General features: G+C 74.2%; 12 protein-coding genes. 4 read left to right on the top strand and 8 right to left on the bottom strand.

Going from position 1 to position 15,607, the window contains the following annotated elements; translation table 11 throughout:
• Positions 1-6 precede the first annotated feature (6 nt).
• The 4 genes from ACQP2P_RS32820 to ACQP2P_RS32805 form a co-directional block, all read right to left on the bottom strand.
• Positions 7-1,110, bottom strand: coding sequence for a hypothetical protein (locus ACQP2P_RS32820; protein WP_433607449.1), 1,104 nt, complete (start codon positions 1,108-1,110; stop codon positions 7-9).
• Positions 1,107-2,198, bottom strand: a complete 1,092-nt coding sequence (locus tag ACQP2P_RS32815) for a hypothetical protein (RefSeq protein ID WP_433607447.1) — start codon at positions 2,196-2,198, stop codon at positions 1,107-1,109. Before ACQP2P_RS32815 ends, ACQP2P_RS32820 begins: the two co-directional genes overlap by 4 nt.
• The gene (locus tag ACQP2P_RS32810; protein ID WP_433607445.1) at positions 2,195-4,123 is read right to left on the bottom strand and encodes a protein kinase domain-containing protein; all 1,929 of its coding nucleotides are present in this window, start codon (positions 4,121-4,123) and stop codon (positions 2,195-2,197) included. Before ACQP2P_RS32810 ends, ACQP2P_RS32815 begins: the two co-directional genes overlap by 4 nt.
• A gap of 144 nt (positions 4,124-4,267) precedes the next feature.
• Complete coding sequence (locus ACQP2P_RS32805; protein WP_433607443.1) at positions 4,268-5,530, bottom strand: diguanylate cyclase domain-containing protein; 1,263 nt, start codon at positions 5,528-5,530, stop codon at positions 4,268-4,270.
• An 89-nt stretch (positions 5,531-5,619) separates the two neighbouring features.
• On the opposite strand from ACQP2P_RS32805, the gene ACQP2P_RS32800 reads away from it, so the two are divergent.
• The 4 genes from ACQP2P_RS32800 (at position 5,620) to ACQP2P_RS32785 (ending at position 10,043) form a co-directional block, all read left to right on the top strand.
• A complete protein-coding gene (locus ACQP2P_RS32800) occupies positions 5,620-6,408 on the top strand; it encodes a DUF4097 family beta strand repeat-containing protein (RefSeq protein WP_433607441.1) in 789 nt (262 codons plus the stop codon).
• Positions 6,409-6,528: 120 nt separating this feature from the next.
• Entirely contained in the window at positions 6,529-7,662 is a 1,134-nt protein-coding gene (locus ACQP2P_RS32795) for an RNA ligase RtcB family protein (RefSeq protein WP_433607439.1), read from the top strand.
• The gene (prfH, locus tag ACQP2P_RS32790) at positions 7,659-8,267 is read left to right on the top strand and encodes a peptide chain release factor H (protein ID WP_433607437.1); all 609 of its coding nucleotides are present in this window, start codon (positions 7,659-7,661) and stop codon (positions 8,265-8,267) included. Before ACQP2P_RS32795 ends, prfH begins: the two co-directional genes overlap by 4 nt.
• Before the next feature lie 129 nt (positions 8,268-8,396).
• The gene (locus ACQP2P_RS32785; protein WP_433607435.1) at positions 8,397-10,043 is read left to right on the top strand and encodes a methyl-accepting chemotaxis protein; all 1,647 of its coding nucleotides are present in this window, start codon (positions 8,397-8,399) and stop codon (positions 10,041-10,043) included.
• Positions 10,044-10,179: 136 nt separating this feature from the next.
• On the opposite strand, the gene ACQP2P_RS32780 is transcribed toward ACQP2P_RS32785, so the two are convergent.
• The 4 genes from ACQP2P_RS32780 to ACQP2P_RS32765 all read right to left on the bottom strand — a co-directional run bounded on the left by ACQP2P_RS32780 (position 10,180) and on the right by ACQP2P_RS32765 (position 15,487).
• Entirely contained in the window at positions 10,180-11,289 is a 1,110-nt protein-coding gene (locus ACQP2P_RS32780) for a serine hydrolase domain-containing protein (protein WP_433607433.1), read from the bottom strand.
• A gap of 79 nt (positions 11,290-11,368) precedes the next feature.
• Complete coding sequence (locus ACQP2P_RS32775) at positions 11,369-12,187, bottom strand: lysostaphin resistance A-like protein (protein WP_433607431.1); 819 nt, start codon at positions 12,185-12,187, stop codon at positions 11,369-11,371.
• A 712-nt stretch (positions 12,188-12,899) separates the two neighbouring features.
• Positions 12,900-13,625 (bottom strand): response regulator, encoded by a 726-nt coding sequence (locus tag ACQP2P_RS32770; RefSeq protein ID WP_433607429.1) that lies wholly within the window; start codon positions 13,623-13,625, stop codon positions 12,900-12,902.
• Positions 13,626-14,113: 488 nt separating this feature from the next.
• A complete protein-coding gene (locus ACQP2P_RS32765) occupies positions 14,114-15,487 on the bottom strand; it encodes a sensor histidine kinase (RefSeq protein ID WP_433607427.1) in 1,374 nt (457 codons plus the stop codon).
• Positions 15,488-15,607: the final 120 nt, after the last annotated feature.

The following is a 15,607-nucleotide window of genomic DNA, read 5'->3' as shown; positions in this document are numbered from 1 at the left end:
GACTCCTCAGTCGCCGAGGATGGAACGGTCTAGGACGCCGGTCATGGCGAACAGGGACAGCAGCGGGCGCAGCACCCGGCGGGGGCCGAAGCCGTCGGCCGGGAAGTGCCCGTCGACGGGGGCGACCCCGGCCGCGGAGGCGTAGTGCAGGCTCACGTCGCTGACCCGGTTGACCGGCGGCAGGAAGCGCTCGGCGCCGTTGGTGGCGAGGAACTCGTACACCTCCTCGCTCTCCTCGGCGACCGTGTGCAGGCGCGTGTTGTCGTCGCGGCCGAGCCAGCGGGCCACCTCGGGCCGGCGCGCGGCGAGCAGGTCGGACTTGGCCACCACCATCGCGGCCGGGATCGGCAGGAACTGGGTGCCGGACTCGCCGCGCACCTCGACCAGCCGGTCCATGACCGCGTTGAAGGCCGGGTCGCCGTAGACGGTCGCGGGCTCGCCGAGCGCGGCCGGCAGCGCCTTCTCCGGGTCGACCACGAAAATGAGCGCGTTGACGGCGGACAGGAACGACGTGTCGAGGAACCGGTCGCCGGAGCGGCGCCGGCGCAGCTGCTCGCCGGCCACGTCGAAGAACGCGACGGCGAAGTCGCGGCGGGCGTGGGCGCTGTAGACCTTCGCCACATAGCTGAACGCGATCGGGCTGATCTGGGTCAGCGGCAGCTGCTCGCGCCGGTGGCAGAACGGCTCCACGAACCGGGTCATGTAGTTGTGCTCGATGGCCTCGTCGAGCCGCTCGACGCGCAGGCCGAGGTCGGCGAGCTCCAGGTTGTTGCGCAGCGCCTCGACCATCGCGGCCAGCAGCAGCGTCTTGCCGGCCGCGCGGTGCCCGACGAGGCCGATGACGATCGGGTCGCCGTAGTCGCCGTAGCGGTCCGGCAGGTAGTGGGTGGTGGCCATGCCGTCGCGCATGAGCGTGCAGGAGCGCTGGGCGCCCAGCCGCCGCTCGGCGAAGGCCTCCTTGGTCTCGTCGGCGCCGCGGGGGCGGAACGGCCGGTGCTGCTGGGTCTCCACGTCGACCTCGACCCGCTGCGCCTTGCTCCAGTGGATCCACTGCAGGCAGATCGGGCAGAGCACGCGGCCGAGCAGGCGGCTCGGGCTCGCGAGGTTCACTTGGACCCTCCCAGGTTCGTGGCGATGAGGACGATCAGCAGCAGGGGCACGCCCACGACGACGAGCGCGATGACCCCCATGATGATCCGGCTGCTCAACTCGTCGCGGCTGTACCACAGCACGTCGGCGAGGCCGCGGGCGAAGCGCCATGCGACCTGCTGGGGCGCGTCGCGCCGCTCGCGGTACTGCCGCTTCGCCGCCACCAGCCGCCGGAACTCGTCGCGAGCGGGGCTGAGCGGCACGGCGGCCCGGGCCACGGCGGGGACGGTGACCGCCGGCGCGGGGGAGTACTGCTGCGGGATCTTGATCGTCGCCGTGGTGGCGTCGGACGGGTCCGAGCTCTGCCAGACCGGCTCGTAGCGGGCGTCCTCGACCCGCCGCAGCAGCTCGTGGGTGTCGGGGCGGTCCCGCGGGTCGTCGGCGAAGACGCCCTCGAGCAGCGCCGACAGGGCCGAGCCGCCGCCCCGCCCGAGCTCCTCCCGCACGGCCGGGGCCGTGTCCGGCCCGCGCTGCAGGGCGATGCAGAACACGACCATCCCGGCCTGGTACACGTCGTGCGCCTCGGTCGCCAGCCGCAGCCCGTCCGGTCCCGGCGGCGGCTGCCACCGCGGGTCGAGGGCGGAGCGGGCCGGCTCGCCGACCGCGACCGTCTCGCCGAGGTTGACGAGCTGGGCGTGGGTGCCGTCCCACAGCACGAACTCGGGCGTGATCGCGCCGTGCGTGAGCCCGGCCTTGGCCAGGGTCTGGATCGCCACCAGCAGGTCGCCGAAGATCGTCAGCAGCGTCTCGGGCAGCGGCGCGCCGGGCTGCCCGGCCACGGGCACGCCGCGGTACGTGCTGGTGACGTACGGCTGCGGCCCGCTCAGGTCCGACTCGACCACGCGGCACACCTGCGGCGGATACGTGGTGGCGGGCAGCGCGTCGAGCTGCCGTCCGGCGTGGACCTCGGCGTGGACGAGCCGCTGGGCGTCGGCGTTGCGGGCGGTCCGGCGCAGCACCCGCTCGCCGGTGTCCGCCAGGCGGCCCCACTGCAGCTCGAACTGGTCCGTGAAGCGGCGGTCCGATTCGAACTCGATGTGCACCGTCATGTGGGCAGTCGCTCCCCGTCGTCGGCGTTGATGGCGAACAAGGTGTATCCGTTGTCGACGTACAGCACCCCGTCGCCGACGACCGGCGCGCGGGTGACCACGATGTCCGGCGCGGACCAGCGCGGGGTGCCGTCGTGGCGCGAGTAGGCGTGCAGGACCCCGGCGTCGACCACGTAGACCAGTGTCCGGGTCGCGTGCACGCCCGGCCACACGGCGACGCCGGGCACCTTCCAGCGGATCTCGCCGTCGGGGCCGAGCGCGGTCAGCCCGGCCGGCTCCGCGACGAAGACCGCGCCCGGGACCGCGTGCGGCACCCCGTCGCCGGGCCGCCGCCAGCGCAGCGCCCCGTCGGCCGGGTCGAGGCCGAGCAGCTCGCCGCCCGCGGGCTGCACCACGATCTCGGCGGTGGCGGCGGGCGCGAGGCGGGGCGGCAGGCCGGTGCGGCGGAAGCGGGGCACCCCGTCGTGGGCGCCGAGGCCGAGCAGCTCGTCGCCGGCCCGCACCAGCACCAGGTCCCCGGCGGTGGCCAGGGACGCGGCCGGGGCGGGCAGCTCGCCGTGGGACCAGCCCGTGCTGCCGTCGCCGCGCCGCTGCCGGACCGTGCGCCCCTGGACGATGGCGACGCCGCCCGGCACCGGCACGGGCCGCATCGCCGAGGCCGCGGTGCGCCACACCTCGGCCCCGGTCCCGGCGTCGACGGCGAAGAGGTTGCGCTTGCCCGGGCCGAGCACGTGGACCTGCCCGTGCGCGTAGACCGGCTCGCCGTGCGCCGCGACCGGGAGCTGCCACCGCTGCGCCCCGGTGCGCAGGTCGAGCGCGACGGTCCTCGTCGGCGCCGGGCTGATCAGCGTGTCGCCGGCGAACACGGGACGGTATCCCGGGGTCGTGGGCTCGGGGTGCCGCCAGCGCACGCTGCCGTCGGCGGCCTCGAGCGCGTGGATGCCGTCGTCGGCGCTCACCACGACGGTGCCGCCGCCGGTCACGACCTCGCTGCGCGCCATGGCGTGACCGGCTCGCCACGGACGGCTCCGGCCGGGCCTGAGCAGCGCGTTCGCGGCGGCGTGGCGGGCGTCGACCGCGGCCAGGACCGGCGCGGGCAGCCACGGCCCGGCGTGCTCGGCGAGGCCGGCGGCGAGACGCTCGCGGACCTGCCGCGCCGTGGGCCGGTCCTCGGGCGCCGCCTCGAGGCACTTGCGCAGCGTCCAGGTCATGCCCGTGGGCACCCCGACGAGGTTGGGGGCGCAGTAGTGCACGGCGTAGAGGTACTCGGCCATGGTGCGGCCCTCGAAGGGCAGCCGCCCGGTCGCGGCGCGCACCAGCACCGCGGCGAGCGCGAACACGTCCGAGGCGGGGGTGCCCGCCTTGCCCGCGAACCGCTCGGGTGCGATGTAGCCGACGGTACCGTGGAAATACTGCGACGCCGTGAGCCGGGCGGCATCGTCGGGCCGCGCGATCCCGAAGTCGATGATCTTGATCTGGTCGCGCAGCACGAGCACGTTGCTCGGCTTGAGGTCGCGGTGCACGACGCGCGCGTTGTGGATCGCGGCCAGCCCGCCGGCCAGCGCCGCGCCGAGCCGCCGGACGAGCTCCTCGGGCAGCGCCCCGGTGAGCTCCTCCACCTCCGCGAGGGTGATGCCGGGGAGGTACTCGGTCGCGAGCCACGGCGGCGCCCCGGCGGGGTCGGCGTCGAGCAGCCGCGCGGTGTGCTCGGACTCGATCTTCGCCGCGAGCTCGACCTCGCGCCGGAACCGCTCGGCGAGCTCGTCGTCGTAGCCGGCGCCGAGGTGCAGCGTCTTGACGGCGGCGGCGGCCCCGGCCGCGTCCCGGCCCAGGAAGACCTGGCCCATGCCGCCGGCACCGAGCCGCCCGAGCAACCGGTACGGCCCGAGGCGGCGCGGGTCCTCACCCCGTAACGGGTCAACCACCGCTGCTCACGACGTCCATGGTGCCTGCCCGGCGCAACCCACCCCGGCCGCACCCAGCGTGACGGCGCCGCCACGCAACGGTCCGCTCATCGACCCGATATGCCCGCTGCCGCCCCGAACCGCACCCGCTGCGAAGGTGAACCGTCAGGTTCGCGCGCGCTGCCGGAGCTCGCGCTGGCGGGTCAGCCACTCGGCGTCGCGGGACTCGTCGCTGAAGGCGACGTGGCCGGGGCGGTGCTTCGCGCGGTACATGGCCTCGTCGGCCAGCTGCACGAGGCGCTCCGGCTCGATCGCGGTCTCCTCCGCGGAATCGACCACCGCCACGCCGATCGACGTCGCCACCGCGACCGTCTCGCCCGAGGACAGCTTGACCGGCTCGGCCACCGACTCCAGGATGCGCTCCAGCACCGCGGGGATGCGGTCCGCGGCGCCGATCATCTCCAGCAGGACCACGAACTCGTCGCCGCCGACCCGGGCCACGAAGTCGGTGCCGCGGACCGTGGCCGTCAGCCGGTGCGCGACCGCCACCAGCAGCTCATCGCCCGCCGCGTGGCCGTAGCGGTCGTTCACCGGCTTGAAGCCGTTCAGGTCGAGAAACAGCACCGCCATCGGGCCGCCGCCGCGGTGGACCCGGCCCGCGGCGTCGTGGATGCGGTTGACCAGGCGGCGGCGGTTGGCCAGGCCGGTCAGGGCGTCGTGGGAGGCCGCGTGCTCCTGGAGGCGCTGCTCGGTGACGTCGCGGTTGACGTACACGAAACCCGTCCCCAGGCCGTCGGGGCCGGTGAGCGTCGAAACGGACGACAGGACGGTCAGCGGGGCCCCGTCGAAGCGGCGTTCGCGCAGCTCGCCGCTCCACCGCCCGAAGGCCGCCAGGTCCTGCAGGACCTGGCGGGGGCCGACCTCGACGCCGTCGTCCGTCGAGCAGGTGGTGGCCAGCAGGGCGAAGAGGTCACAGCCGATCGCCTCGCCGGCCGGGTAGCCGTACAGCCGCTCGGCGCCCGCGTTCCACGAGTCGATGACGTTGTCGGCGGTGCAGGAGATCACGGCGTCGGAGATGGCGTCGAGGAGATGGGTCTGGCGCCGGGCGTCGTCGAGCAGGGCCAGCGCGGCGCCCAGGGCCCGGCCGTGCTCCAGGGCCGCCGAGGCCACGGCCGCGACCGCCGCCACGAACTCGGCCTCGTCGGGCGGCAGCTCCCCGTCGACACAGACGGCGCCGACCGCGCGGCCGTGCAGCACGAGCGGCGCGGTGAAGCCCCCGGACGCGCCCGGCCGCAGGGCCGCGGACACGGTGTGGTCCGGCAGCTCGGTGGCGAGCGCCGTCGTGAGGTACCGCAGCATGCGCTCCTCATCGAGTGCGGCGTCGAGCAGCCGCGCACCGATGCTCGCGACGACACCGAACCGGGACACGCATCTCCATCGGCACACGACGGCCGGAGCTGAACCAATGTACGATGGCGCCATCTTGGCGCCACGGGAGGACCGCGGGAGGACCGCACATGCCGACCACGTTCGACACGGCCGGGCCGGTCGCGGTGAAGGTCGTCCTCGACACCGGCCGGGTGCGGGTGGTCGCGACCGAGCGCCGCGACGCGGCCGTCGCCGTGCTGCCGGCCGGGACGAGCGCGTCGGCGGTGAGCGCGGCCGAGCAGACGACGGTCGAGCACGCCGCGGGCGCCCTCACGGTGAAGGCCCCGCACCGGGCGATCCTGCGCCCCGGCGGCGGCATCGACGTGCTGCTCGAGGTGCCGGCCGGCTCGAGCCTGGAGGTGCAGACCGTCCGGGCCGACATCACCGCGCAGGGGCGGCTGGGCGACTGCCGGTTCGGTACCGTCTCCGGACCGATCCATCTCGAGCACGTCGGCGCGCTGAAGGTCTCCACGTCCGGCTCCGACGTCGCGGCGGGCCGCGTGGACGGGGTCGCCGACGTGCAGGGGGCGACGTCGAGCGTGCGGCTGCAGGACTGCGGCGCGGACGTCGAGGTGGCCACCGCGAACGGGGGCATCACGATCGTGCGCGCGGCGGGCAGCGTGAGCGCGAAGACCGCCAACGGCTCCATCCGCGTCGGCGAGGTGTCCCGCGGGAAGATCCTGCTGAGCACCGCGCGGGGGTCGATCGAGGTGGGCATCGCCGCCGGCACGGCCGCGCTCGTGGACGCCCGCTCGACGCTCGGCAGCGTGCACAACCTCATGGCGGTGCGCGGCGGCCCGGAGGGGTTCGCCGAGCGGGCCGAGATCCACGCGCGGACGTGGTACGGCCAGATCACCCTCCAGCGCGCCATGCCCTGAGGGCGCGTAACTCGGTTGCCGCGGCGCCGCCCGGGCGCGAGACTCGGGGGCATGACGTCCTGACGGACCACCCCAGCCCCCCTCCTCCGTCCGTGCCGTCCTGCCGAAGGAACTCTCCTGTTGTCTGCCAGCGTTTCCCTGTTCGCCTCCGAGAACAGCTGGATCGAGTCCGACGCCGTCGCGCAGTGCCACCAGGTCGCCGCGCTCGACGGCATGGCGCACGTGGCCGGGATGCCCGACCTGCACCCCGGCAAGGGCGCGCCGATCGGCGCCGCCATGCGCTCGTGCGTGCTCTACCCGTTCCTCGTCGGCTCCGACATCGGCTGCGGCATCGCCGTGTTCCCGATCGCGCTCAAGAAGCCGTCGCCGCAGCGGCTCGCGGCCCGCTTCCCGGATCTCGACGTGCCGCTCGCGCCCGACCCCGACGACCCCGCGTGGGCGTTCGCGTCCGGCGGCCGGCCGGTTCCGGCCGGGTACACCGAGAGCCTCGGCACCGTCGGCCGCGGCAACCACTTCGTCGAGCTCGCCCGCGTCGAGTCCCTCGCGGACCCCGCGCACGCGCAGCGGCTCGGCCTCGGCGCCGGCGACCTCGTGCTCATCGTGCACAGCGGGTCGCGCGGCCTCGGCGAGCGGATCCTGCGCGCGCACACCGAGGCGCACGGCGCCGGCCCCGCCGCCGACCCGCCCGCGTACCTCGCCGCGCACGACGACGCCGTGCGCTGGGGCTCGCTCAACCGGCGGCTGCTCGCGGCCCGGGTCGCGCTCGCGCTCGGCGCCGAGCCCACCGAGCCGATCGTCGAGCAGTGCCACAACCTCGTCGAGCTCCGCGACGGGGACTACCTGCACCGCAAGGGCGCCGCGCCCGGCGACGGCCGCGACGTGCTCGTCGCCGGCACCCGCGGCACGCCGTCCTACGTGGTGGCCGCGCACGCCGGGGCCGACGCGGGCTGGTCGGTCGCGCACGGCGCCGGGCGCAAGATGTCCCGCGCCGACGCCCTGCGCCGCGGCCGGGCCAAGCACACCGTGGAGGAGCTGCGCCGCACCCCGGTCGGGTCCTACGTGGTCTGCGGCGACCGGCAGCTGCTGTTCGAGGAGGCGCCGAGCGCGTACAAGCGCATCGAGCAGGTGATCGCCGACCTCGTCGCGCACGAGCTGGCCACGCCGGTCGCGGTGACGGTGCCGATGGTCACCTACAAGACCGCGGAGCCGGAGCCGGCCCGCCGGGACAAGCGGCGCTCCTGGACCCGGTCATGACGGTGTACCTGATGCTGTCCGCCGGCCGCGGCCCGCTGGAGTGCTCGTGGGCCGTGGCCGAGCTGGCCGCGCGCCTGGAGTCCGACGCGGCCCGGCGGGCGGTGCGCGTGCGCCGCGCCGAGAGCGTGCCCGGCGAGCGGCCGGGCACGCTGCGCTCGGTGGTGCTGGAGCTGGACGGCCCCGGCGCGCCGGCGTGCGCGGCGGCGTGGACGGGCACGCTGTGCTGGCAGGCCTCCAGCCCGTACCGGCCGCATCACGGGCGCAAGAACTGGTACGTGATCGCCCAGCGCTGCTCGCTCGACGCCCCGCACACCGCGTTCGACGAGTCCGACGTGGACGTGGTGCCCTGCCGCACCGGCGGCCCCGGCGGCCAGCACCGCAACAAGGTCAGCACCGCGGTGCGGGCCACCCACCGCCCGACCGGCACCGTGGTCGTGGCCGACACCGAGCGCCAGTTCGGCCTGAACCGCCGCCTGGCCATGCGGCAGCTGCGCGAACGCCTCGAACGCGGCGACCGCGCCGCGGCCCGGGCCCTGACCACGGCCCGCTGGCACGTCCACGACGGGCTGATCCGCGGCGACCCGGTCCGCACCGAGCGCCCCTGAAGACGCACGGCGGTCGTGCTGCGCACGAGGTCCGGCTCGGATTCCGCACCGCCTGTCCGATCTCACTAAACCCGGGGCGACGACGGCCGATGGGGCGGACATCCGCTGCATTCAGATAGGACGGCCACCGTGAGCTCCTCGCCGATCGAGGTGAACGTCCGGCGCAACGCACTCGCCGGATGGATCGCCGACAGGCCCGTGAAGGTCAAGAATCTCATCGGCGTGACCGTGGTGGCACTCGTCGCCGTCGGCGTCGGTGTGCTGTCCATCGTGAGCCTGAGCCGGATCAACGACCGGCTCGAGCGTCTGCAGTCCGAGCACCTCGAGAGCGTGGCGCAGCTGGTGGTGATCCGGCAGGGCGTCGCCGAGAACTACCGGGCCCAGTCGCTGTTCGCGTGGGCCGCCTACGATCCGACGCTCGGCCCCCGCGCCCAGCAGGCTCGCAGCAACGGGGATACGCTCATCGGCAATGCGCTGCAGAAGTACCGGACGCTGACCGTCGCGTCCGCGCCGCGCGCCGCGGCCGTGGAGAAGTTCGCGACCGCCTGGGCCGACTACTCGAACCTGCGCAACGTGGTGGTGTTCCAGGAGCAGCCCAAGGCCGGCACGACGGTCACGAGCGACGCGGCCGAGCGCACCCGGCTGTGGCAGGGCCTCGAGGCGCAGATGAACGACTCCCTCGCGCAGCTGCAGCAGCTGGAGAACTCGGAGGCGTCGAGCGAGGCGGCCTCGGCGCTCAGCGCCTACCACACCTCGCGCAACTGGACGATCGGCTCGCTCGTCGCCGGGCTCGTCGTCGCCTTCGCGATCGCCGGGCTCATCGGCCGGGGCATGAACCGCCAGCTGCACTCGGTCTCCGCCACGCTGCGGGCCGCGGCCGACGGTGACCTCACGAAGCGCGCCGAGGTGCACTCCCGCGACGAGCTCGGGGCCATGGCGGTGGCCGTGAACCAGGCGAATGAGGGCATCGGCCGTACCGTCGACACGCTCGCGACCGCCGCGCGCACCCTGGGCGCGAGCACCCAGCGGCTCACCGGCGTCACCGCGCGCATCGGCGACAGCGCGCAGGCGGCCGCGTCCCGGGCCAACGTCGTGGCCGGCGACGCGGGCACCGTGTCGCACAACGTGCAGACCCTCGCCGCGGGCTCGCAGGAGATGGGTGCCTCGATCCGCGAGATCGCCCAGAACGCCAACGACGCCGCCCGCGTCGCCTCCGAGGCGGTGGGCGTGGCCGAGACGACCAACCAGACCGTGTCGAAGCTCGGCGACTCCAGCACCGAGATCGGCAACGTCGTCAAGGTGATCACCTCGATCGCCGAGCAGACGAACCTCCTCGCGCTCAACGCCACCATCGAGGCGGCCCGCGCGGGCGCGGCCGGCAAGGGGTTCGCGGTCGTCGCGAGCGAGGTGAAGGACCTGGCGCAGGAGACGGCCCGGGCGACCGAGGACATCTCCCGCCGCGTCGAGGCGATCCAGTCCGACACCGCCAACGCCGTCGACGCGATCGGCGAGATCAGCCGGATCATCGCGCGGATCAACGACTACCAGCTCACCATCGCCTCGGCGGTGGAGGAGCAGACCGCGACGACGGGCGAGATGAGCCGCAGCGTCGGCGACGCGGCGCACGGCGCGACGAACATCGCGGGCAACATCGCCGGCGTGGCCGAGGCGGCCCAGTCGACCACGTCGACACTGTCCGAAGTGGACCAGACGGTGGCCGAGCTGAACCGGGTCGCGAGCGATCTGCAGGCGGCGGTCGGCCGGTTCCGGGTCTGATCCCCGGCCGGTCGACACGGTCGTTCGTCGCGGTCCACGCTCCTGCCCCCACGTCCTACGACATCTCGGTCGCGGGTCCGCCGTCGGTGTACGTCACCTGAGCCTCCGATCGGGACGCTGCTCGAGGGCAGGCGGCTCAGATGAGCTTCTGGGCCTCCCACATCGCCATCAGCAGGCCGAAGCCGCGCGTGTCGCCCGCGCCCGCGAGCCGGTTCGGCACATACGTGAACGTGGTCCGGGCGTCGAGGTCCGCGAGGGCGATCGACCCGCCGAGGCCGCCCCAGTAGAGCGTGTTCGGGTTCGGCATCATCCCGCCGACGGCGAAGCCGAGCCCGAACCGCACCGGCATCGCCAGCACCAGGTCCGTGCCCTCGACCTGGACCTCGAGCGCCCGGCGGGCCCCGGCCTCGGACAGCAGGCGCCGGCCCCCGGCCTCGCCGCCGCACGCGAGCACGGCGAGGACGCCGGCGACCGCGCGGGCGTTGCCGGTGCCGTTGCCGGCCGGGATCTGCGCCGCCCGCCACGCCCGGCTGTTGGCGGCGTCCACCCCGAGGTCGGGGACGGCCGCGTTGGCCTGCAGCGGCGTCGGGTCGGCGAACGGCATCGTGCTGCCGCCGACCGGCGCGACGAGCTCGGCCACGCGGGGCTCCTCGGACTCGGGCAGCCCGATGTGGAAGTCGGCGTGCAGCGGTACCGCCACCTCTTCGCGAAACAGCGTGCCCAGCGAGCGCCCGGTGATCCGGCGGAGGACCTCGCCGACGAGGAAGCCCTGCGTGATCACGTGGTAGCCGCTGGCCGTGCCCGGCGCCCAGAAGGGCTCCTGCGCGGCGAGCAGCCCCGTCACCTTGCCCCAGTCGTAGAGGTCCTCGACGGTGACCGGCTCGGCCCACCCGGACAGGCCCGACGAGTGGCTCAGCAGATGCGCGACGGTGACCGCGTCCTTGCCGGCGGCCGCGAACTCGGGCCAGTACCGCGACACCGGCGCGGTCACGTCGAGCTCCCCGCGATCGGCGACCAGCAGCGCCGTCAGCGCCGTCATGGTCTTCGTGACCGAGTACACGTTGAGGATGGTGTCCCGCTGCCACGGACGCGTCCGGGCCGCGTCGGCGTGCCCGCCCCACAGATCGACCACCGTCTCGCCGTCGACGGTGATGCACACCGACGCGCCGAGCTCGGCATCGCTCGCGAGACCCTGTTCGAACACCGCGCCCACGGGCGCGAACCGCTCATCCACGAATCCCTGCACGGCGCGGAGTATCCGGCCGTGGGCCGTGCCCCCGCCACCGAATATCACGCTCCGACGGCGTTGATCACGCTGGGCAACCCTAGCCTCGGGCCGTCGCCGCCAGCCGCCCGGTCCGCGCCGCCCACGCGATCAGCACCAGCGCCGGGATCGTGATGACCACCAGCGTCACGACGCTCGCCTCCGGCCCGAACTCCCCGCCGGTGAGCCACCGCGGCCCGGCCAGCGTGGTCCGGAACAACGCGTGCGTCGCGTCCTCGCCCGAGGAGTGCACGCCGAAGACCCCGGCCTGCACCGTGTTCCAGGCGAAGTGGAACCCGATCGTGAGCCACAGCGAGCGGGTGACGAGGTACAGGGCGCCGAAGAGCAGCCCGCCGGTGAGCACGATGCTGAGGACTGCCGGGACGGTGGCGTTGGCGTTGACGAGGTGCATGGCGCCGAAGAGCAGCGACGAGACGACCAGCGCCACCCAGCCGCCGAACCGCTCGGCCAGCATCCTCGTCAGCACACCCCGGAACACGATCTCCTCGTTGACGGCGACGACGGCCATGACGCCGGCGGTGATCGCCAGGCCCTGGGCGCAGCCGCGGGCCTGCGCGTCCCAGCCGCCGAGCAGCCGGATGGCGAGCATGACGAGCCCGAACGCGGCGGCGCCGAGCAGGAGGCCGGGCAGCAGCCAGCGCGCCGCGTTCGCCGGCGACACCTCCTCGACGCTCGGGCGGCGCTCGATCCAGCGGCTGAGCAGGGCGTAGCCGACGACGGCGGCGATCGCGCCCGTGAAGCCCGCGGAGACGACCCAGGTGAGGTCGTCGGCCCGGGCGGCGGTGACGCCCTCGGTCGCGGCGAGGAGCACGAGGGTGCCGATGAGCATGAGCGGGAGTCGCACTGCGAACTTGGACATGACGAGCAAGATAGGGATCGATCAGGCCGCAAACGTCCCTCCGGTGGGGACATTCGGTGTGGCTCGCGCGGGGGACAACGGCGCGGTCACGCTGCGCGACGAGCGCCCCGGTCCGCCGCCTGCTCTCCGCCGCTTACCCGCCGCTCACCCTCCTCCGCCGCCCGCTCACCGTCCCGCCCGGCGCGCGGCCCAACGGCCCGGCCCCGCGGCACGGTTCGCCACAGCTGCGCTGGATGCCCGAACGCGCGATTATGTCCGGGCGCGGTCGATGGTGCGTGCTAGGCCCGTTGTCGCCCTCGCGCAGGGAGCGAACCATGCTCTGCAGGAGCCGGAACGCGTCCGCCTGCTCGGTCCCGGTCATGCCGGCCAGCATCCTGACCTCGACGGACCGCACCGCCAGGGTCGCCTTCTCCAGGCTGCGACGGCCGTGCTGGTGAGCGCAGGCGTGCCGTGGGCCGTCGGGCGCGGCCCTGCATGTGCCGCCTTTCCGGGCGGCTCGGCACTGCGGAACTGCGGCGCGGCGGCGTGGCGGCGTGGCGGCCTGGCGCGGTGGCGTGGCGGCCTGGCGTGGCGGCGTGGCGGCCTGGCGTGGCGGCGTGGCGGCCTAGCGTGGCGGCGTGGCGGCCTAGCGCGTCGATCTGGCGTGGAGGCCTAGCGCGGCGGCCTGGTGTGGCGGCCTGGTGTGGCGATGGGGCAGAGGACGGGCTGCCGGTCACGCTTCGGGGCGGACAAGTCCGGTCTGGAACGCGTAGACGACGGCGTGCACGCGGTCGCGGAGGTCAAGCTTCATGAGGATCCGGGAGACGTACGTCTTCACGGTCTCCTGACTCAGCATCAGCTCGGCCGCGATTTCGGCGTTGTTCATCCCGCGCGCGATGAGCGTCAGCACCTCGGTCTCGCGCGGCGCGAGCGCGGCGGCCGGCCCGGGCGCGCTCTCGGCCGGCCGAATCCGCGAGCCGAAGTGACCGATCAGCCGCCGAGTGACGGCGGGGGAGACGAGCGCTTCCCCGCCCGCGACGGTGCGCACCCCGGCGATCAACTCGGCCGGCTGCGCGTCCTTGAGCAGGAACCCGGCCGCCCCCGCGCGCAGAGCCCGGTACACGTATTCGTCCAGATTGAACGTCGTGACCACGAGCACCTTGAGCGGTTCGGCGACATCGGGCCCCGCGAGTCGCCGGGTAGCCTCGATCCCGTCGAGTACGGGCATGCGGATGTCCATGAGCACGACATCGGGCCGCAGCTCCCGGGCGAGACGGACGGCCTGCTCCCCGTCCGCGGCGACCCCGGCGACGGCGAAACCGGCCTGGAGGCCGAAGATCGTGGCGTACGCCGTGCGAATCAACGCCTGATCATCACAGACAAGAATGCGCACCGGCGCTCCGCTCAGGCGCGCACCCTCCCGCCCGTCCAGGTGCGTGTTCGCTTCACTCACATGCATGCCGTCCGTTCGCTGGTCAAAGTCCCCGCGCGCATCGCACCCGCCTGTCCGTTCGCTCGTCCCCGTGCTGTCCGTTCGCTCGCCCGCGTGTTTGTCCGTTCGCTCGTCCCCGTGCTGTCCGTTCGCTCGCCCGCGTGTTTGTCCGTTCGCTCGTCCTCGCGCTGTCCGTTCGCTCGCCCGCGTGTTTGTCCGTTCGCTCGTCCTCGCGCTGTCCGTTCGCTCGCCCGCGTGCTTGTCCGTTCGCTCATCCCCGCGTGTGTGTCGCCGCTCGCCCGCGGCTGTTCATTCGCTCAACCGTGTGTTGCTCACTCGCTCATCCGCGGGAGCGGCGCCGGCCCCACCGGTCACCGCGTCCCGCCCGGCGCTGGAGCGTGTCGCTGGCTCGTCCAGGTGGTGTTCATTCGCCCACTCGTGCGCGTTCCAACTGCTCATGTGCGCACGCTCGTCCAAGTGGCGTTCATTCGCGCACTCGTGCGCGTTCCGTCTGCTCATGTGCGCACGCCGATCGGGATGGACGCGCGGGTCAGGAAGCCGCCCGCGGGCGTCGGCCCCGCCTCGAAGTCGCCCCCGAACACGCTCACCCGTTCTTGAAGGCCGGCCAGGCCGCGACCCGTTCGCGTCGCGCCGCCGTCCGCGACCGTGGAGCCGTCCGTGTGCACCTCCACTGCGACTCGGTCGTCCGAGTGCGCGATTCGCACGCGAGTGGGCCGGCCGTGCGCATACTTCACCGCGTTGGTGAGCGATTCCTGCACCACCCGGTACACGGTGAGACCGACCCCGCCACCGGCCGGGCGAGCGATGCCCTCCTCGTGCCAGTCGACGGGCTGGCCGAGTGTGCGCGTTCGCTCAACCAGGTCCGCGATCCGTCCGACAACCGGGCGGGTGCTCGGGTCGTTCTCATCGGCGTCGAGTACGCGCAGCAGGTGCCGCAGCTCGACGAGCGCCTGGCGTCCGGTGCCGGCCACCGCGGCCAGGCTGTCGCCGACGAGTGCCAGCCCGTCGTGGGTCAACGACGGGCCGTCTTTGCCGAGCGCCGGGTCGTCGTTGGCGAGCGTGCGGCCGCCGTTGGTGGATGCCGGGTCGTCGTCAGCGAGCGTCGGGCCGGTGCCGGCCACTGCGGCCAGGCTGTCGCCGGCGAGTGCCAGCCCGTCGTGGGTCAACGACGGGCCGTCTTTGCCGAGCGCCGGGTCGTTGTTGGCGAGCGTGCGGCCGCCGTCGGCGGGTGCCGTCGCTGCCGTGCCGGTGTCGAGGGCCAGAGCTGCCGCGTCGGCCTGGAGGACCATGGCGGTCACGTGGTGTGTCACGACGTCGTGGAGCTCGCGGGCGATCACCGACCGTTCCGCCGCGGCCGCGAGCGCCATGCTGTCCCGGCGGTGCCGCTCCGCCGCGGCGCGCTGGCGGCGCATCCAGCGTCCGGCCAGCCAGAACGCGGCCAGCAGGGCACCGAACTCCGCGTACTGCACGACGTTCTGACCCGAGCCCATCCGGTGCAGGAGCACCGCGAGCGCGGCGTAGGCGACGGTGAGGACGACCGGCAGCACGGCGCGGCGGCGGGATTGGTGGGCGCCCAGGGCGTACAGGGCGAATGGAAAGCCGAGCGTCGCCGCCGAGTGGGCGTAGCCGAGGCACTGGTAGAGGCCGAAGGGTACCGCCGTGAGCACCGTGCACGCGGCCGGCCAGCGCCGCCGGACCGCCAGCGGGGCGCAGAGGGCGACGACCAGGAACCAGCCGAGCGCGTCCAGGGGCCGGTCGGGGAACTCCGGAAGGTCGGCGCCGATGCCGGACATCCCGGGCACGAGCGCCACCACGAGCAGGCCGCCGGCGCCGACCGGGTCTTGCAGCCGCTCCCACCAACGGGTCATGGCCGGAGCATAGCCAGCCGTCGAGGTGCGGCCGCCCGCTGACGTCCGAGATCCATGCCGCGCTGAGTGGCGGCCCGCGCTGAGTGGCGGCCCGCGCTGAGCGGCGGCCCGCGCTGAGCG

This window comes from Dactylosporangium sp. CA-139114, assembly GCF_050955725.1.
Classification (GTDB): domain Bacteria; phylum Actinomycetota; class Actinomycetes; order Mycobacteriales; family Micromonosporaceae; genus Dactylosporangium.
Note: the sequence above shows the minus strand (reverse complement) of the source record. Positions and strands in the feature narration are given on the sequence as shown.

Coding starts and splice junctions, on each gene's coding strand:
- ACQP2P_RS32815 (WP_433607447.1), bottom strand. CDS start 2,198: ATGACGGTGCACATCGAGTTCGAATCGGACCGCCGCTTCACGGACCAG.
- ACQP2P_RS32800 (WP_433607441.1), top strand. CDS start 5,620: ATGCCGACCACGTTCGACACGGCCGGGCCGGTCGCGGTGAAGGTCGTC.
- prfH (WP_433607437.1), top strand. CDS start 7,659: ATGACGGTGTACCTGATGCTGTCCGCCGGCCGCGGCCCGCTGGAGTGC.
- ACQP2P_RS32775 (WP_433607431.1), bottom strand. CDS start 12,187: ATGTCCAAGTTCGCAGTGCGACTCCCGCTCATGCTCATCGGCACCCTC.
- ACQP2P_RS32770 (WP_433607429.1), bottom strand. CDS start 13,625: ATGCATGTGAGTGAAGCGAACACGCACCTGGACGGGCGGGAGGGTGCG.
- ACQP2P_RS32765 (WP_433607427.1), bottom strand. CDS start 15,487: ATGACCCGTTGGTGGGAGCGGCTGCAAGACCCGGTCGGCGCCGGCGGC.